Raw genomic sequence first — 14,884 nt, 5'->3', positions numbered from 1 at the left:
GTGCCCCACCAGCTCGACCTCACCGATCATCACGACAAAGGAAAGTAAGACACATGGGAGCGCAACTTCGGGTCTACCGGCAGAAGATCAAGGCTGCCCAGACGACCAAGAAGATCACTCGGGCCATGGAGCTGATCTCGGCTTCGCGCATTCAGAAGGCGCAGGCGAGGGTGGCGGCCTCCGGTCCGTACTCGCGCGCCGTCACGCGGGCGGTCTCCGCCGTCGCGACCTTCTCGAACGTGGACCACATCCTCACGACCGAGCCGCCGAAGATCGAGCGTGCGGCGGTGTTGCTCTTCACCTCCGACCGAGGGCTCGCCGGCGCGTTCAGCACGAACGTCGTGCGTGAGGCCAACGAGCTCACGACCCTCCTGCGCTCGCAAGGCAAGGAGGTGGTCTACTACCTCGTCGGTCGCAAGGCCGCCGCCTACTTCGCGTTCCGCAAGCGTGCTGCCGAGGAGATCTGGACCGGTGGCACCGAGAAGCCCGAGTTCGAGACGGCCCAGAAGATCGGCCAGACGATCGTCGCCAAGTTCATCCAGCCGGCGAGCGAGGGCGGGGTCGACGAGATCCATGTGGTCTACAACCGCTTCGTGAGCGTGGTGACGCAGGTTCCCGAGGTCGTTCGACTCCTGCCGCTCGAGGTCGTGGAGGGCGTCGAGACGCCGGGCGAGAACGAGATCCTGCCGCTCTACGAGTTCGAGCCGGAGGTGGGCGACGTTCTGGATGCCCTCCTTCCGGTCTACATCGAGAGTCGCATCTTCAACGCCATGCTGCAGTCGGCGGCCTCCGAGCACGCCGCCCGCCAGAAGGCCATGAAGTCCGCGAGCGACAATGCGGACAAGCTCATCACCAACTACACCCGGCTTGCGAACAACGCGCGCCAGGCCGAGATCACCCAGCAGATTTCCGAGATCGTCGGCGGCGCAGACGCCCTCTCGGTGAAGAACTGAATCAGCCCAGGAGAATAGAGAAGCAAATGACTACGACAGCCCCTGCTGCGAAGAATCCCGTCGCTGACACCGCCGAGACCGACTCGACCGCCATCGCCGGCGTCGGTCGGATCGCGCGGGTCACCGGTCCCGTTGTCGACATCGAGTTTCCGCACGACGCGATCCCCGGCATCTACAACGCCCTCAAGACCACGATCACCATCGGTGACCAGTCCAACGAGATCACCCTCGAGGTAGCCCAGCACCTCGGCGACGACCTCGTGCGGGCAATCGCCCTCAAGCCGACGGACGGCCTCGTTCGCGGCCAGGAGGTTCGCGACACCGGCGGGCCCATCACGGTGCCGGTCGGTGACGCCACCAAGGGCAAGGTCTTCAACGTCATCGGCGAGGTGCTCAATGGAGCCCCCGGCGAGAAGTTCGAGTTCACCGAGCGCTGGCCGATCCACCGCAAGCCCCCGGCATTCGACCAGCTCGAGTCCAAGACCGAGCTCTTCGAGACCGGCATCAAGGTCATCGACCTCCTCACCCCCTACGTGCTCGGCGGAAAGATCGGCCTCTTCGGAGGTGCCGGAGTCGGCAAGACCGTGCTCATCCAGGAGATGATCCAGCGCGTCGCGCAGGACCACGGTGGCGTGTCGGTGTTCGCCGGAGTCGGCGAGCGCACCCGTGAGGGCAACGACCTCATCTTCGAAATGGAAGAGGCGGGCGTCTTCGACAAGACCGCGCTCGTGTTCGGCCAGATGGACGAGCCGCCGGGGACGCGTCTTCGCGTCGCGCTGTCGGCGCTCACCATGGCGGAGTACTTCCGCGATGTGCAGAACCAGGATGTGCTGCTCTTCATCGACAACATCTTCCGGTTCACGCAGGCTGGCTCCGAGGTGTCCACCCTGCTCGGGCGCATGCCGTCCGCCGTGGGATACCAGCCGACCCTCGCCGACGAGATGGGCATCCTGCAGGAGCGCATCACCTCCACGCGCGGACACTCGATCACCTCGCTGCAGGCCATCTATGTGCCGGCCGACGACTACACCGACCCGGCGCCGGCCACGACCTTCGCGCACCTCGACGCCACCACGGAACTGAGCCGCGAGATCGCGTCGCAGGGCCTGTACCCGGCCGTCGACCCGCTCACCTCCACGAGCCGCATCCTCGACCCGCGCTACCTGGGCGCCGACCACTACCGCGTGGCCACGAACGTCAAGGCGATCCTGCAGAAGAACAAGGAACTGCAGGAAATCATCGCGATCCTCGGTGTCGATGAGCTCTCCGAGGAAGACAAGATCACCGTCTCCCGCGCCCGCCGCATCCAGCAGTTCCTGTCGCAGAACACCTACATGGCGAAGAAGTTCACCGGTGTCGAGGGATCGACAGTGCCGCTCAAGGACACCATCGAATCCTTCGACGCGATCGTGCGCGGAGACTTCGACCACGTCGCAACGCAGGCCTTCTTCAACGTCGGCGGCATCAACGACGTCGAAGAGCAGTGGGCGAAGATCCAGAAGGAGAACGGCTAAGCATGGCCGAGCTCCAGGTGACAGTCGTGTCGGCTGACCAGTCGGTCTGGTCCGGCGCGGCGTCGATGGTCGTGGCTCGCACGACGGAGGGCGAGATCGGCATCCTTGCCGGGCACGAGCCCCTGCTCGCGATCCTCGCCGCCGGCGAGGTGCGGATCACCGATCCGCGCGGCACGGTCGTGCGGGCGAAGGCCGACGACGGATTCCTGTCGGTCGAGCACGACACCGTGACGATCGTCGCGCGGTACGCCGAGCTCGCCACGGCGTAGCCGGAGTCCGCACGTGCTGATCGCGATGGCCGGGCTTCCTGGGTCTGGCAAGAGCACGATCGCCGAGATCGTCGGCGGTCGACTTCGCGCCTCGGTGATCTCGGTCGACCCGATCGAGTCCGCGATCCTGAGCGCGGGCATCGACAGCGACCAGCCCACGGGGCTCGCCGCGTACCTCGTGGCCGAGAAGCTCGCCGAGTTCGTGATCGACGCCGGCCACGATGTGATCGTGGACGCGGTCAACGCCGTGGACCCGGCGCGGGAGCAGTGGGTGAACCTGGCGCGTGATCGCGGCGAGGTTCTCAAGTTCATCGAAGTCATCTGTTCCGACCTCGAACTTCATCGCTCGCGGCTCGAGTCTCGCGAGCGTCGGCTGCCTCACCTCTCCGAGGTGAACTGGAACGCGGTGGAGCAGCGCGTGGACGAGTACGACCCGTGGAGCGGGCCGAGCGCGGCCGTCGCCCGCATCACCCTCGACTCCGTGAACCCGATCGGGTTCAACGTCGACGCCGCGATGGCATTCATCGCGTCCTGATGCTGATTCTGCTTCCCCCCTCCGAGACGAAACGAGACGGCGGGGCAGAGGGGTCGACCCTCGATCTGACGCTGCTCGGGCATCCGGAGCTCTCGCGCCCCCGCAAGGCGGTGCTCGCGTCCACTCGCCGCCTTTCGCGCAATCGGGCTACCATGTCCACCGCGCTGGGGCTCGGCCCGCAACAGGCGTTCGAGGTCGACCGAAACCGGCAGTTGTCGACGTCGCCCACGATGCCCGCGCTGCTGAGGTACACCGGGGTGCTCTACGACGCCCTCGATGCCGCGTCGCTCGACGGGCCGGCCCTCGCGTTCGCCGCCGAGCATGTGGTGGTGCATTCCGCGCTGTTCGGACTGGTCGCGGCGGACGATCCCATTCCCGCGTACCGCCTTTCGCACAACTCCCGACTGCCCGACCTCGCGCTCCGTTCGACCTGGCGCGACGCCGTGTCGTCGGTGCTCGCCGGGCGCGACGGGCTCATCGTCGACTTGCGTTCGGAGGCCTACGTGCAGCTCGGCCCCATCCCCTCTGACCGGCACGCCTTCTTCGTGCGGGTGTCGGCGGAGGGACCGGACGGCCGGGTGCGGGCGCTCAACCACTTCAACAAGAAGGGCAAGGGCCTGTTCGTGCGGCGACTCGTCGAGACCGGAATCGACCATTCGTCGGTCGAATCGCTTCTCGATTGGGCGGCGGCGGACGGAATTCAGCTCACGAAAAAAGGTGAGTCGGAGCTCGAACTCGTGGTTTACTGACGTCGGGCCTCGTCGTGGGCCCGTCGCACCGGCGAACTATCGAAGAGGGGTTCAGATGAACGACAACGGATACGGAGCGGGCGCGGCGGCGGCCGCGGCACTGGTGCTGGTCATCATCGTCGTCTACCTGGTGGTGTTCCTCGGGGTCTATGCCCTCGTCGCCTGGATGCTGTCCCGGGTCTTCGCCAAGGCCGGCGTGCTCCCGTGGAAGGCCTGGGTGCCGGTGTTCAACTACTGGGTGTTCTTCGAGATGGGCGGACAGCTGGGCTGGCTCGCGCTGCTGAGCCTGATACCCGGCGTGAACATCGTCGCGGCGGTGTTCGCCTGCATCGCCGCCTGGCACGTCGGCTCGGCCTTCCAGAAGCCCGGGGTGGGCTGGCTTCTGCTCTACATCTTCCTGCCGGTGATCTGGATCGGGATCATCGCCTTCGACGGCTCCCGGTGGGAGCCGGAGAAGATGGCCGTTCGACCCCTCTACGGACCCAACGTTCCCTCGCCGACGGCCGCGTGACCCCGAGTCGACTCAGGTCGCCCGCCAGCACCCCTCGACATGGTCGTCGACCATGCCCGCAGACTGCATGAGCGCGTAGAGAGTCGTCGGACCGACGAACCGCAGGCCCAGTGACCTCAGCGCCTTGCTCATCGCCGTCGACTCGGGAGTCACGGCGGGGATGTCGCCGAAGCCCCGGGGGCGGGGTCGCTGCGCGCCGGGTGCGAAGCTCCACATCAGCTCGTCCAGGGCGCCGGGAGTCTGGCGCACCAGCTCCTGCACGATGCGCGCGTTGCCGATGGTCGCACTGATCTTCGCCCGGTTGCGGATGATGCCCGGGTCCTGCATGAGCGCCTCGGCCTCGGCATCGTCCATGGCGGCCACCCGGTCGATGTCGAAGTCGTGGAACGCCAGCCGAAATGTCGGCCGGCGGCGGAGGATCGTGATCCAGGACAACCCGGCCTGGAATCCCTCGAGGCTGAGTTTCTCGAAGAGCGGCCGGTCTCCGTGCAGTTCGAACCCCCACTCCTCGTCGTGGTAGCGACGGTATTCCGGATCGCTCGAGCCCCAGGCGCAGCGCGGCACGCCGTCGTCGCCGACGGCGACGGCTGCCCTTCCCTCGCTCTGGGTCGGCGGTTGCACGTCGCCCGACCTCGGTGTCGGCTCCGGCTCCGTCACGAGGCGTGCACTATCCCCTCGTGGTCGAGGAGCCACACCTTGGTCGGGATGCCGTTGCCGCCGCTGTAGCCGGTGATGCGCTGGTTGGAGGCGAGCACCCGGTGACAGGGGATGATGATCGGCACGGGGTTGGCGCCGACGGCTCCGCCGACCGCCCGACCGGCGGAGGGTCGGCCCGTGGCGCGACCCAACTCGCCGTACGAGATCACCTCGCCGAACTCGAGCTCGGTGAGCTCCGCCCAGACCGCCTGCTGGAAGGCGGTGCCTGTCACGGCCACCGGAACGTCGAAGCTGGTGCGGGTGCCCGCGAAGTACTCCTCGAGTTCGACGGCCGCCCGATCGAGGACATCATCGCTCGTCTCGGGGAATTCCTCGAGCGGGAGGTGGCCGGCTCGCTCGATGGTGAGGGAGGTGACGGCGGTGCCGTCTCCGGTCAATTCGATCCTGCCGATGGGAGACTCCAATCGACGAAGTTGCGCGGGCGGCGTCGGCCCGATCAGTTCTGAGGTCATGACTCGACTGTAGCCGCGGCCTCCGACCTCACTCCGGCGGTTTTCGGACATCGGCTGCGGAGCCCGGAAGGGAGGTGCCGGTGGGGGACTGGAGGACGTCGCAGCATCCGGCCGCCGCGATCTAGGCTGGAGGAATGACTGAAATCCAGTACCGCAACCTCGGCCGGTCCGGCCTCATCGTGTCCACGGTCGGGCTCGGCTGCAACAACTTCGGGCGTCCGAAGACGACGACGGAGAGCCAGGCCGGCACCGACGCCGTCATCTCGGCGGCGATCGACGCCGGGGTCACCCTCTTCGACACCGCGGACATCTACGGCGGCGAGCGCGGCCTGAGCGAGACGCTCATGGGCAAGTCGCTCAAGGGCCGCCGGGGCGACATCGTGCTCGCCTCCAAGTTCGGCATGGACATGGCCGGCTCAAACGGACCCGACTGGGGCGCCCGCGGTTCGCGACGGTACGTGCGCCTCGCGGTCGAGTCGTCGCTGCGTCGCCTGCAGACGGACTGGATCGACCTCTACCAGCTGCACGCCCCCGACCCGAAGACGCCCATCGAGGAGACCCTCTCGGTGTTGGACGACCTCATCGCCGAGGGCAAGGTGCGCTACATCGGCCACTCGAACCTCACCGGCTGGCAGATCGCGGACGCCGAGTACACGGCGATCCTGGGCGGGCATCCGAAGTTCATCTCCGCCCAGAACGAGTATTCGCTGCTCGCGCGCGGTGTCGAGGCGGAGGTGCTCCCGGCGGCGAATCACTACGGACTCGGATTCCTCCCGTACTTCCCGCTCTACAACGGGCTGTTCACCGGCAAGTTCAGTCGGGAGGGCGGACCGGCAGACAGCCGGATCATGGCCATCCGTCCGCACCTGCTCGAGACCGCCCCCTGGGACACGATCGAGAAGTACGAGGCGTTCTGCGCCGACCGCGGCGTGAGCATGCTCGCCGCGACCTTCTCCTGGCTGCTCGCCCAGCCCGGCCTCACGAGCGTGATCGCCGGCGTCACGAAGCCGGAGCAAATCGTGCAGAACATCGCCGCGGCCAACGAGTGGCAGCCCACCGTGGCCGACATCGCCGAGATCTCGGAGCTCTTCGCGAACCCGAGCTGACCGGAGTCGAGGCGCCGCGCACCGACTCGGCCGTCAGCAAGTGTCGGCTGGGGGCCTCTGGCGAGCACTTGGTGACGGATGAGCGGGGCCGGCCGATGCGGACCCGGCCGGCCGGGGTCAGTCGGTGAGAAGCACGATCTTGCCGAGTAGATGGCGAGACTCGAGTCGCGTGTACGCCTCGCGAACCTCGCCGAGCGGGTAGGTCGCTGCGACCGGCAGCACCAGGTCGCCGTCGGCCACGAGCCTCGCGAGTTCGGCGAGTTCGGCCGAGTTCTTCTTGCCGCCGCCGACCGCCTGGATGCCGTACTCGTCCACTCCCGCGTGGTAGACGATCGTGTTGATGCGCTTCGGGTCGACGCCGAGCTCGAGGCCGAGAAGCACGGTCTCCTCTCCGGCGTTGTCGAGCACGGCCGTGATGCCCTCGGGGGCCGCGGCGCGAACCCGATCGGCGAGACCGGGGCCGTAGGTGACCGGGATCACGCCGAGGCTGCGCAGAAACTCGTGGTTGGCCTCGCTCGCCGTGCCGATCACGGTCGCGCCGGCGCGGATCGCGAGCTGGCACTCGAGCAGTCCGACGCCGCCGGCGGCCGCGCTGACGAGCACGGTGTCGCCGGGGCCGGGGGAGACGGCATCCGTCGCCCTCCTCGCGGTGTTGCCGACGAGGCCGATGCCGGCGGCCGTCGCCCAGTCGAGGCCCGCCGGCTTGGGCGCGAGTTGGCTGGGCGGCACGACAACGTAGTCCGCCTGCGCAGCGAAGGAGACCCAGCCGAGCACCTCGTCACCGACCGCGAAGCCCTCGACGCCGTCGCCGACCTCGTTGACCACTCCGGCGAATTCCTGGCCCTGGCCGCTCGGAAGCTTCTTCGAGGGGAGGTAGGAGGCATCTTGCCGCACCTTGAAGTCGAACGCGTTCAGCCCGGCCGCACGCACGCGCACCCGCACGGTGCCGGTGCCGGCGTGCGGCTCGTCCACCTCGACCACGTCGAGGACTTCCGGACCGCCATGGCGACTGAACTGTACTGCTCTCGACACGGTGTGCTCCCTAGAATCGAATTCCTTCCATTCTGCCTCCCAGTATTGTGAGTGAGCACTCACTCATTTAGAATTCCGACGTGGAGTTGACGAAGATCAGCCGGGCGCGGCCTCTCCCGCTCGATGACCGACGGGCGATGATCGTCGATGCCGTGATCCCGCTGCTCCTCGAACACGGCCGAGACATCACGACCCGGCAGATCGCCGACGAGGCGGGAATCGCCGAGGGAACCATCTTCCGCGCCTTCGGCGACAAGGAATCGATCATCCAGGCCGCCGTGGACAAGTTCCTCGACCCGCTGCCGTTGCGCACCGCACTCCGCTCGATCGACCCAGATCTCCCGCTCGAGCAGAAGGTGCACGACATCCTGTTCCACCTGAGGGCCCGGTTCGCCGGAATCATCGGCATCATGTCCGCGATTGGCATGACCGGTCGCCCGCCGGGCCACGGAGGACGCAACGAGTTCGCCGAGATCGTGGCCGAGGTGCTCGAGCCGGAGGCGGCGAGGCTGAGACTCGACCCGACGAAGGTCGCCTACCTCGTGCGGATCATCGCCTTTGCCTCGTCCATCGGCCCCTTCAACGACGCTCACCCGCTCTCCACCGACGAACTCGCCGACATCATCCTGCACGGGATCGTCACCCGACCCGACAACGACAACGAGGAATGACCATGCTGCTTAAGGTCCTGCGCACCTACCTCCGACCCCACGGGCGTCTGCTGCTCGGGGTCGTGGTGTTCCAGTTCGCCCAGTCGATCGCGTCGCTGTACCTCCCCAGCCTGAACGCGGACATCATCGACAACGGAGTGGCGAAGGGCGACATGGCGTACATCCTGCGCCTCGGCGTGGTGATGCTCCTCATCACACTCGGCCAGGTCGCCTGCGCGATCATCGCCGTCTATTTCGGTGCGAAGGCCGCCATGGCGCTCGGCCGCGACCTGCGCGGGGCGGTGTTCCACCAAGTGGGCGCCTTCTCCGAGCGGGAGGTCTCCAAGTTCGGCGCGCCGTCGCTCATCACGCGAACGACGAACGACGTGCAGCAGGTGCAGATGCTCGTGCTGATGACCTGCACACTGCTCGTCTCGGCCCCGATCCTCGCGATCGGCGGTGTCATCGCCGCCCTCCAGCAGGATGTCGGGCTCTCCTGGCTGCTCGTCGTGGCCGTTCCGGTGCTCCTGCTGTCCATCTCGCTGATCATCGTGCGGATGGTGCCCCAGTTCCGCCTGATGCAGAAGAAAATCGACACGGTCAACCAGGTTCTGCGCGAGCAGCTCACTGGCATCCGCGTCGTGCGCGCCTTCGTGCGGGAGACGGTCGAGACCGAGCGCTTCGAACAGGCGAACATGGGCGTCACGCTCACGGGACTTCGCTCCGGCCGGCTCTTCGCCCTGGTCTTTCCCGTGGTGATGCTCGTGGTCAACGTCACGAGCGTCGCCGTGCTGTGGTTCGGCTCGTTCCGCATCAACGACGGTTCCATGCAGATCGGTGCCCTCATCGCCTTCCTGAGCTACCTCATCCAGATCCTCATGGCGGTGATGATGGCCACCTTCATGTCGATAATGATTCCGCGGGCGGCCGTCTCGGCCGACCGCATCGCCGAGGTGCTCGACACCGAGTCGAGCGTGCTGCTGCACCACGCCCCGGTGACGTCGCTGCGGGGCAAGGGCACCGTGCAGTTCCGCGATGTGACCTTCTCCTACCCGGGCGCTGAGGCCCCGGTGCTCCACCATCTCGACTTCGAGGCCGTGCCCGGACGCACGACCGCCATCATCGGCAGCACGGGCGCGGGCAAGACGACGCTCGTGAGCCTGATCCCGCGACTCTTCGACGCGACGGGAGGCTCGGTGCTCGTCGACGGAGTGGATGTCCGCGAGCTCGAGCCCGACCTGCTCTGGAGTCGCATCGGCCTCATCCCGCAGAAGCCGTACCTGTTCTCCGGCACCGTCGCCTCCAACCTCCGCTACGGAAAGCCGGATGCGACGGACGAGGAGATCTGGGAGGCGCTGGACATCGCCCAGGCGAGGGACTTCGTGGCCGACATGCCGGAGAAGCTCGAGGGGCCGATCGCCCAGGGCGGCACGAATCTCTCGGGCGGTCAGCGCCAGCGCCTCGCGATTGCGCGGGCGCTCGTGAAGACCCCCGAGATCTACGTCTTCGACGATTCGTTCTCGGCCCTGGACACCGCGACCGACGCCCGGCTCCGTCTGGCACTCGGGCAGCGGGTCGCCAACGCGACCGTCATCGTCGTGGCCCAGCGGGTCTCGACCATCATCGGCGCCGACGAGATCCTGGTGCTCGAACACGGGGAGATAGTGGGCAGGGGAACGCACGACGAACTCATCGGGTCGAACCCGACATACGCCGAGATCGTCGGCAGCCAGCTGCGAGCGGAGGAAGTGGCATGAGCCAGACATCGACACAGAGCTCATCCGCCCAGGGCCGTCCCCCGATTCGTCGCGGGCCGGGAGGCGGCGGGCCGTGGGCCGGCATGAGCATGCCAGTCGAGAAGTCGATGAACTTCCGGGCGTCGTCGAGACGACTCCTCGGGCAGTTGCGCCCGGAGCGTCTCAAGGTGATCGGCGTGGTGCTTCTCGGCATCGTGAGCGTCGGGCTCTCCGTCGCCGGGCCGAAGCTCCTCGGCAACGCGACGAACCTCATCGTCGACGGATTCTTCTCCTCGAAGTTTCCCGTTGGAACGACGAAGGCGCAGATCATCGCCGGCCTCAAGGCGAACGGGCAGGACGCCCAGGCGAGTCTCCTCGGCGGCGTGAACCTCAACCCGGGCCACGGCATCGACTTCACGGCCCTCGGCAACCTGCTCGTGATGATCCTCGGACTCTATGTATTCGCCTCGGCGTTCCAGTGGCTTCAGGGATTCGTGCTCAACGGGGTCACCCAGCGCACCGTCTACCGCATGCGCCGCGACGTCGAGGCCAAGATCAACCGGTTGCCGCTCGGCTACTTCGACAAGACCCCCCGGGGCGAGTTGCTCAGCCGGGTGACCAACGACATCGACAACATCTCGACAACCCTGCAGCAGACGCTGAGCCAGCTCATCACCTCGGTACTCACGGTGCTCGGAGTGCTCGTGCTGATGTTCACCATCTCGTGGGAGCTCGCGCTCATCGCCCTCGTCACCGTGCCGCTCACGCTCTTCATCACGGCGACGATCGCCAAGCGCTCACAGAAGAAGTTCGTGGCGCAGTGGGCCCACACCGGAGCGCTCAACGGCCAGATCGAGGAGGCCTTCACCGGGCATGCCCTCGTGAAGGTGTTCGGGAGACAGCGCGAGGTGACCGCGAGGTTCGCCGAGAAGAACGAGGAGCTGTTCCAGGCGAGCTTCAGCGCCCAGTTCATCAGCGGCATCATCATGCCGTCGATGATGTTCGTCGGCAACCTCGTCTACGTCGCGATCGCCGTCGTCGGCGGTCTGAAGGTCGCGTCGGGATCTCTCGGGATCGGCGACGTGCAGGCGTTCATCCAGTACTCCCGCAACTTCACGCAGCCGCTCAGCCAGCTGGGCTCGATGGCCAACCTGCTGCAGTCCGGTGTGGCGAGCGCCGAGCGAGTCTTCGAACTGCTCGACGCCGAGGAGCAGTCGCCGGATGCCGTCGGTGCGACCTCTCCGGCGGCCGGTCCCGGTCGGCTGGCCTTCGAACACGTCAGCTTCCGCTACGACCCGGAGACCCCGCTCATCGACGACCTGTCGCTCGTGGCGAATCCCGGGCAGACCATCGCGATCGTCGGCCCGACCGGTGCGGGCAAGACCACCCTGGTGAACCTCATGATGCGCTTCTACGAGCTCGACTCCGGGCGCATCACCCTCGACGGCGTCGACATCACGACGATGACGAGGGACAGCCTCCGGTCGAAGCTCGGAATGGTGCTCCAGGACACCTGGCTGTTCGGCGGCACCATCCGGGACAACATCGCCTACGGACGCTCAGGAGCCACCGAGGACGAGATCCTGGAGGCGGCGACGGCCTGCTACGTGGATCGCTTCGTTCATGCGCTGCCGGACGGCTACGACACGGTGCTCGACGACGAGGCGTCCAACGTGAGCGCGGGCGAGAAGCAGCTCATCACGATCGCGCGGGCCTTCCTCGCGAAACCGAGTGTGCTCATCCTCGACGAGGCGACGAGCTCGGTCGACACGCGCACCGAGCTGCTGGTGCAGCAGGCGATGCAAGCGCTGCGCACGGACCGCACGAGCTTCGTCATCGCGCACCGGCTGTCCACGATTCGGGATGCCGACCTGATCCTGGTCATGGAGTCCGGCGCCATCGTCGAGCAGGGCACGCACACGGAGTTGCTCGCCGCGGAGGGGGCGTACTTCCGGCTGTACAACGCGCAGTTCGCGGCACCGGCCACCGCCGAGCTCTAGGGCCTACTTGCTCGGCAGGGCCGGCTGCAGGTTGAGTCCCTTGTAGAGCTCGTTGGTCTGGTCGGTGAGCGAGGTGAGGGCCGCGTGGTCTGCGTTGTACTCGTTGTGCTTGGCGACGACGTCGGCGTACTGGGCGTCGAGCGCCGCCCGCCGCGCCTCCAGGGAGCGCGTGGCCCGGCCGATCTCCGCGTTCGAGGTCCAGTCGGTGCGGGCGTTGAACGCGAGAACGTCGGCGTTGAGCCCCTCATAGCCGGAGGAGTACGCGGCGTACTCGGTGTCGATCTCGGCCTTGAGCGCGGCCATGGCGGTGGAGAGCGCGGCCGAGCGGGCCTGCAGGTCGGTGAAGACCGCATCCGACTTCTCGTGCAGGGCGACGACCGCCGCGCGGTCCGTGAAGTACTGGGCGTAATGCGCCTCGAGGGCCGGCCCGATCGATGCGACCTCGGTGCCGATGATGGAGTGCAGCTCGTTGTCGCGCTCGCCCGGTTCCGCCTTCGCGTAGTACGCCATCCGGCTGGTGAAGTCGGCGTTCCCGGCGAGCCGACTCGCGGCCGCCTCGAGCTCGGGGATGAGTTGCTGGCGGTCGAGCGTGTTCATCCGGTCCCAGGCCGCATGCAGCATCTCGTGCGCGCCGACGACGTCTTCGAGGCCGGCGAGGCGGTCGTCGGTGACGTCGAAGAGGTGGATGGTGCGCCCGGTCGGCAGGTAACAGCCGAGGATCCCGCTTCCCTCCTGTTCGCTCGCGCAGCTCGAGTCGAAGAGGGCGGCGGGCTCCACCGCCGGCTTGCTCGCGAAGAAGAGGAATCGTCCCTCCGCGGTCATCCGCGATCCGTCGGCGATCGACTCGGTCGCGGCGGAGGGGGTGAAGGTCCAGACCGTGTACTGGTCGACGAGGCGCTGGAAGCTCACGACGCCCCAGGCGCCCGCGGCGACCAGGAGGAGGGCGATCACCGTCGGGACGACCCTGGAGAGCCCTCGGCGACGTCGCCTCGGCGCGGAGTACGCCTCGTCGGCCCCCTCGAACAGTGTCATGGTCTCCTCGATCGCGCCGTTCGCCGTCCCCATCGGCTTCGAAATGCTAGCAGGATCGCCTCGGCGTTCCCCCGGGCGGCGTCAGTGTCCGACGAGCGGTCCCATGATTTTCGCGAGCACCGACGCGCGTCCGGTGATCCGCTCCTCCACGTCGGCGGCGCCCATCGCGGCAAGCCCGAGATTGGAGCCGATGAAGCGCAGCGGTTCTGGCTCCCAGTCGGGCGAGACGTGGTTGGCCCAGGGGAGCCTGGTCAGCTCGCTGTCGCGCTCGAGAATGAGGTCGGCGAGGGTCCGGCCGGCGAGGTTGGTGGTGCTCAGGCCATCGCCGACGTAGCCGCCGGCAAAGGCGATCCCGCTCGCGCGGTCGAAGCCGGCCGCGGCGTGCCAGTCGCGCGGCACGCCGAGCGGGCCGCCCCACCGATGGGTGACCGCCGCACCCCTCGCGGCCGGGAACAGGTCGACGAGGGTCTTGCGCAGATGCTCGAAGACGTGCGGAACCCGGTCGTAGTCCGGACGGATGCTGCTGCCCCAGTGATAACGCGCCCCGCGGCCCCCGAAGGCGAAGCGATTGTCGGCGGTGCGCTGCCCGTAGATGAGCAGGTGGCGGTAGTCGGTGAAGGTCTGCCCATGCTCGATCCCGATCTCGGCCCAGACATCCTCGCCGAGCGGCTCGGTGGCGATCATGAGCGAGTAGAGCGGCAGGATTCGGCGCCGGGTGCTGGGCAGCGTCGCGCCGTAGCCCTCGGTTGCGACGACCACGACGGGCGCGCTGACCGTGCCGCGGGTCGTCCTGACGCGGTGCTCGGCCCAGTCCAGAACCTCGGTGTCCTCGAAGATCGTGACGCCGAGACCCTCGACGGTCTCGGCGAGTCCGCGCACGAGTCTGGCGGGCTGCACCCTCGCGCAGGCCGGGTCGAAGGCCGCCCCGAGGGCGCCGGCCGCGTTCGGGATCTCGCCGGCACGTCGAAGTTCCAGCCGGTCCACGCCGAAGCGCGCGGCCTCCGCCACCTCCGCTTCCGCCTCGCGCAACTGCAGCGGGCTGCGCGCGAATGCCAGGGTGCCGCCCCGCACGAAGTCGCAGTCGATGCCCTCCGCCGCGGCCACCCGTCCGACCTCGTCGACGGTGTCGACCATCGCCCGTCGCATGGCGATGGCGGCATCCCGTCCGTGGCGGCGCTCGAGCGAGCCGGCGCTCGCGGGGAAGAGGGCCGAACACCAGCCGCCGTTGCGTCCCGATGCCCCGAAGCCCGCGATCGCCTTCTCCAGCACGACGATGCGCAGCGCCGGGCTCGCCTTCGCGAGGTAGTACGCGGTCCAGAGGCCGGTGAGACCGCCACCGATGATCGCGACGTCGGCATCCCGGTCGCCGGGCAGGGCCGCCCGCGGCTCGAGGGCGTCGGCGCCCGACTGCGCCAGGGAATCGAACCAGAAGCTCAGGTCCCGGTAGGTCACGAACGCGCCCCGATCATCGTCGACATCCCCTCTTGTCCTGTCCCTGCCGCCCCTTCGTCCCCTTCCGAAATCCATGCATCTCTCGGCGACACGCCGTAATTCGTGTCAGCTGAGCCGTGTCGCCGGAAGAATGCATGGATTTCGGAAGCACGGTTCGCGCGACCGCTCGGGTGGCG

The 14,884-nt window shown here is 67.6% G+C and carries 15 protein-coding genes; 10 read left to right on the top strand and 5 right to left on the bottom strand.

The genetic code is table 11. The features are described from left to right. The first annotated feature begins 53 nt into the window (after positions 1–53). Genes FVP33_RS17045 through FVP33_RS17020 form a run of 6 tightly spaced genes read left to right on the top strand, consistent with a single transcriptional unit; the run spans position 54 to position 4,531 of the window. Positions 54–953, top strand: a complete 900-nt coding sequence (locus FVP33_RS17045; RefSeq protein WP_147784894.1) for a F0F1 ATP synthase subunit gamma — start codon at positions 54–56, stop codon at positions 951–953. Between the two features lie 26 nt (positions 954–979). Continuing rightward, complete coding sequence (gene atpD, locus FVP33_RS17040) at positions 980–2,467, top strand: F0F1 ATP synthase subunit beta (protein WP_187270780.1); 1,488 nt, start codon at positions 980–982, stop codon at positions 2,465–2,467. 2 nt (positions 2,468–2,469) lie between these two features. Continuing rightward, positions 2,470–2,736 (top strand): F0F1 ATP synthase subunit epsilon, encoded by a 267-nt coding sequence (locus FVP33_RS17035; RefSeq protein ID WP_147784893.1) that lies wholly within the window; start codon positions 2,470–2,472, stop codon positions 2,734–2,736. Between the two features lie 13 nt (positions 2,737–2,749). After that, entirely contained in the window at positions 2,750–3,271 is a 522-nt protein-coding gene (locus FVP33_RS17030) for a P-loop nucleotide/nucleoside kinase family protein (protein WP_147784892.1), read from the top strand. Beyond that, on the top strand, positions 3,271–4,020 hold the full coding sequence (locus tag FVP33_RS17025) for a YaaA family protein (protein WP_147784891.1): 750 nt from the start codon (positions 3,271–3,273) through the stop codon (positions 4,018–4,020). Before FVP33_RS17030 ends, FVP33_RS17025 begins: the two co-directional genes overlap by 1 nt. A 55-nt stretch (positions 4,021–4,075) precedes the next feature. Further along, a complete protein-coding gene (locus FVP33_RS17020; protein ID WP_147784890.1) occupies positions 4,076–4,531 on the top strand; it encodes a DUF5684 domain-containing protein in 456 nt (151 codons plus the stop codon). A gap of 12 nt (positions 4,532–4,543) precedes the next feature. On the opposite strand, the gene FVP33_RS17015 is transcribed toward FVP33_RS17020, so the two are convergent. Beyond that, positions 4,544–5,152 (bottom strand): DNA-3-methyladenine glycosylase I, encoded by a 609-nt coding sequence (locus FVP33_RS17015; RefSeq protein ID WP_147784889.1) that lies wholly within the window; start codon positions 5,150–5,152, stop codon positions 4,544–4,546. A gap of 32 nt (positions 5,153–5,184) precedes the next feature. Then, complete coding sequence (locus FVP33_RS17010; RefSeq protein WP_147784888.1) at positions 5,185–5,700, bottom strand: methylated-DNA--[protein]-cysteine S-methyltransferase; 516 nt, start codon at positions 5,698–5,700, stop codon at positions 5,185–5,187. Positions 5,701–5,834: 134 nt separating this feature from the next. On the opposite strand from FVP33_RS17010, the gene FVP33_RS17005 reads away from it, so the two are divergent. Beyond that, a complete protein-coding gene (locus FVP33_RS17005; RefSeq protein ID WP_147784887.1) occupies positions 5,835–6,806 on the top strand; it encodes an aldo/keto reductase in 972 nt (323 codons plus the stop codon). A 117-nt stretch (positions 6,807–6,923) separates the two neighbouring features. Here the strand turns inward: FVP33_RS17005 and FVP33_RS17000 are convergent, their stop codons facing one another. Next, positions 6,924–7,838 carry an NADP-dependent oxidoreductase gene (locus tag FVP33_RS17000; RefSeq protein WP_147784886.1) on the bottom strand — a complete coding sequence of 305 codons (915 nt, stop codon included), beginning with the start codon at positions 7,836–7,838 and terminating at the stop codon, positions 6,924–6,926. A gap of 80 nt (positions 7,839–7,918) precedes the next feature. Here FVP33_RS17000 and FVP33_RS16995 point away from each other — a divergent pair, with 80 nt between their 5' ends. Genes FVP33_RS16995 through FVP33_RS16985 form a run of 3 tightly spaced genes read left to right on the top strand, consistent with a single transcriptional unit; the run spans position 7,919 to position 12,224 of the window. Continuing rightward, positions 7,919–8,509, top strand: a complete 591-nt coding sequence (locus FVP33_RS16995; protein ID WP_246142394.1) for a TetR/AcrR family transcriptional regulator — start codon at positions 7,919–7,921, stop codon at positions 8,507–8,509. A 2-nt stretch (positions 8,510–8,511) separates the two neighbouring features. Next, a complete protein-coding gene (locus FVP33_RS16990) occupies positions 8,512–10,245 on the top strand; it encodes an ABC transporter ATP-binding protein (RefSeq protein ID WP_147784885.1) in 1,734 nt (577 codons plus the stop codon). Further along, positions 10,242–12,224: an ABC transporter ATP-binding protein gene (locus tag FVP33_RS16985; RefSeq protein ID WP_147784884.1), complete on the top strand. Its 1,983-nt coding sequence runs from the start codon at positions 10,242–10,244 to the stop codon at positions 12,222–12,224. The genes FVP33_RS16990 and FVP33_RS16985 overlap by 4 nt, the downstream gene beginning before the upstream one ends. A 3-nt stretch (positions 12,225–12,227) precedes the next feature. Here the strand turns inward: FVP33_RS16985 and FVP33_RS16980 are convergent, their stop codons facing one another. Continuing rightward, positions 12,228–13,289: a hypothetical protein gene (locus FVP33_RS16980; protein WP_147784883.1), complete on the bottom strand. Its 1,062-nt coding sequence runs from the start codon at positions 13,287–13,289 to the stop codon at positions 12,228–12,230. A 48-nt stretch (positions 13,290–13,337) separates the two neighbouring features. Further along, positions 13,338–14,708, bottom strand: a complete 1,371-nt coding sequence (locus FVP33_RS16975) for an NAD(P)/FAD-dependent oxidoreductase (RefSeq protein WP_147784882.1) — start codon at positions 14,706–14,708, stop codon at positions 13,338–13,340. Between the last annotated feature and the right edge of the window lie 176 nt (positions 14,709–14,884).

The sequence above is a fragment of the Lacisediminihabitans profunda genome (assembly GCF_008040105.1).
Taxonomy (GTDB): domain Bacteria; phylum Actinomycetota; class Actinomycetes; order Actinomycetales; family Microbacteriaceae; genus Lacisediminihabitans; species Lacisediminihabitans profunda.
The sequence above is the reverse complement of the archived record's forward strand: the minus strand, read 5'-3'. Positions and strand labels throughout refer to the sequence as shown.

Coding starts and splice junctions, on each gene's coding strand:
- FVP33_RS17045 (WP_147784894.1), top strand. CDS start 54: ATGGGAGCGCAACTTCGGGTCTACCGGCAGAAGATCAAGGCTGCCCAG.
- atpD (WP_187270780.1), top strand. CDS start 980: ATGACTACGACAGCCCCTGCTGCGAAGAATCCCGTCGCTGACACCGCC.
- FVP33_RS17035 (WP_147784893.1), top strand. CDS start 2,470: ATGGCCGAGCTCCAGGTGACAGTCGTGTCGGCTGACCAGTCGGTCTGG.
- FVP33_RS17025 (WP_147784891.1), top strand. CDS start 3,271: ATGCTGATTCTGCTTCCCCCCTCCGAGACGAAACGAGACGGCGGGGCA.
- FVP33_RS17020 (WP_147784890.1), top strand. CDS start 4,076: ATGAACGACAACGGATACGGAGCGGGCGCGGCGGCGGCCGCGGCACTG.
- FVP33_RS17010 (WP_147784888.1), bottom strand. CDS start 5,700: ATGACCTCAGAACTGATCGGGCCGACGCCGCCCGCGCAACTTCGTCGA.
- FVP33_RS17005 (WP_147784887.1), top strand. CDS start 5,835: ATGACTGAAATCCAGTACCGCAACCTCGGCCGGTCCGGCCTCATCGTG.
- FVP33_RS16990 (WP_147784885.1), top strand. CDS start 8,512: ATGCTGCTTAAGGTCCTGCGCACCTACCTCCGACCCCACGGGCGTCTG.
- FVP33_RS16985 (WP_147784884.1), top strand. CDS start 10,242: ATGAGCCAGACATCGACACAGAGCTCATCCGCCCAGGGCCGTCCCCCG.
- FVP33_RS16980 (WP_147784883.1), bottom strand. CDS start 13,289: ATGGGGACGGCGAACGGCGCGATCGAGGAGACCATGACACTGTTCGAG.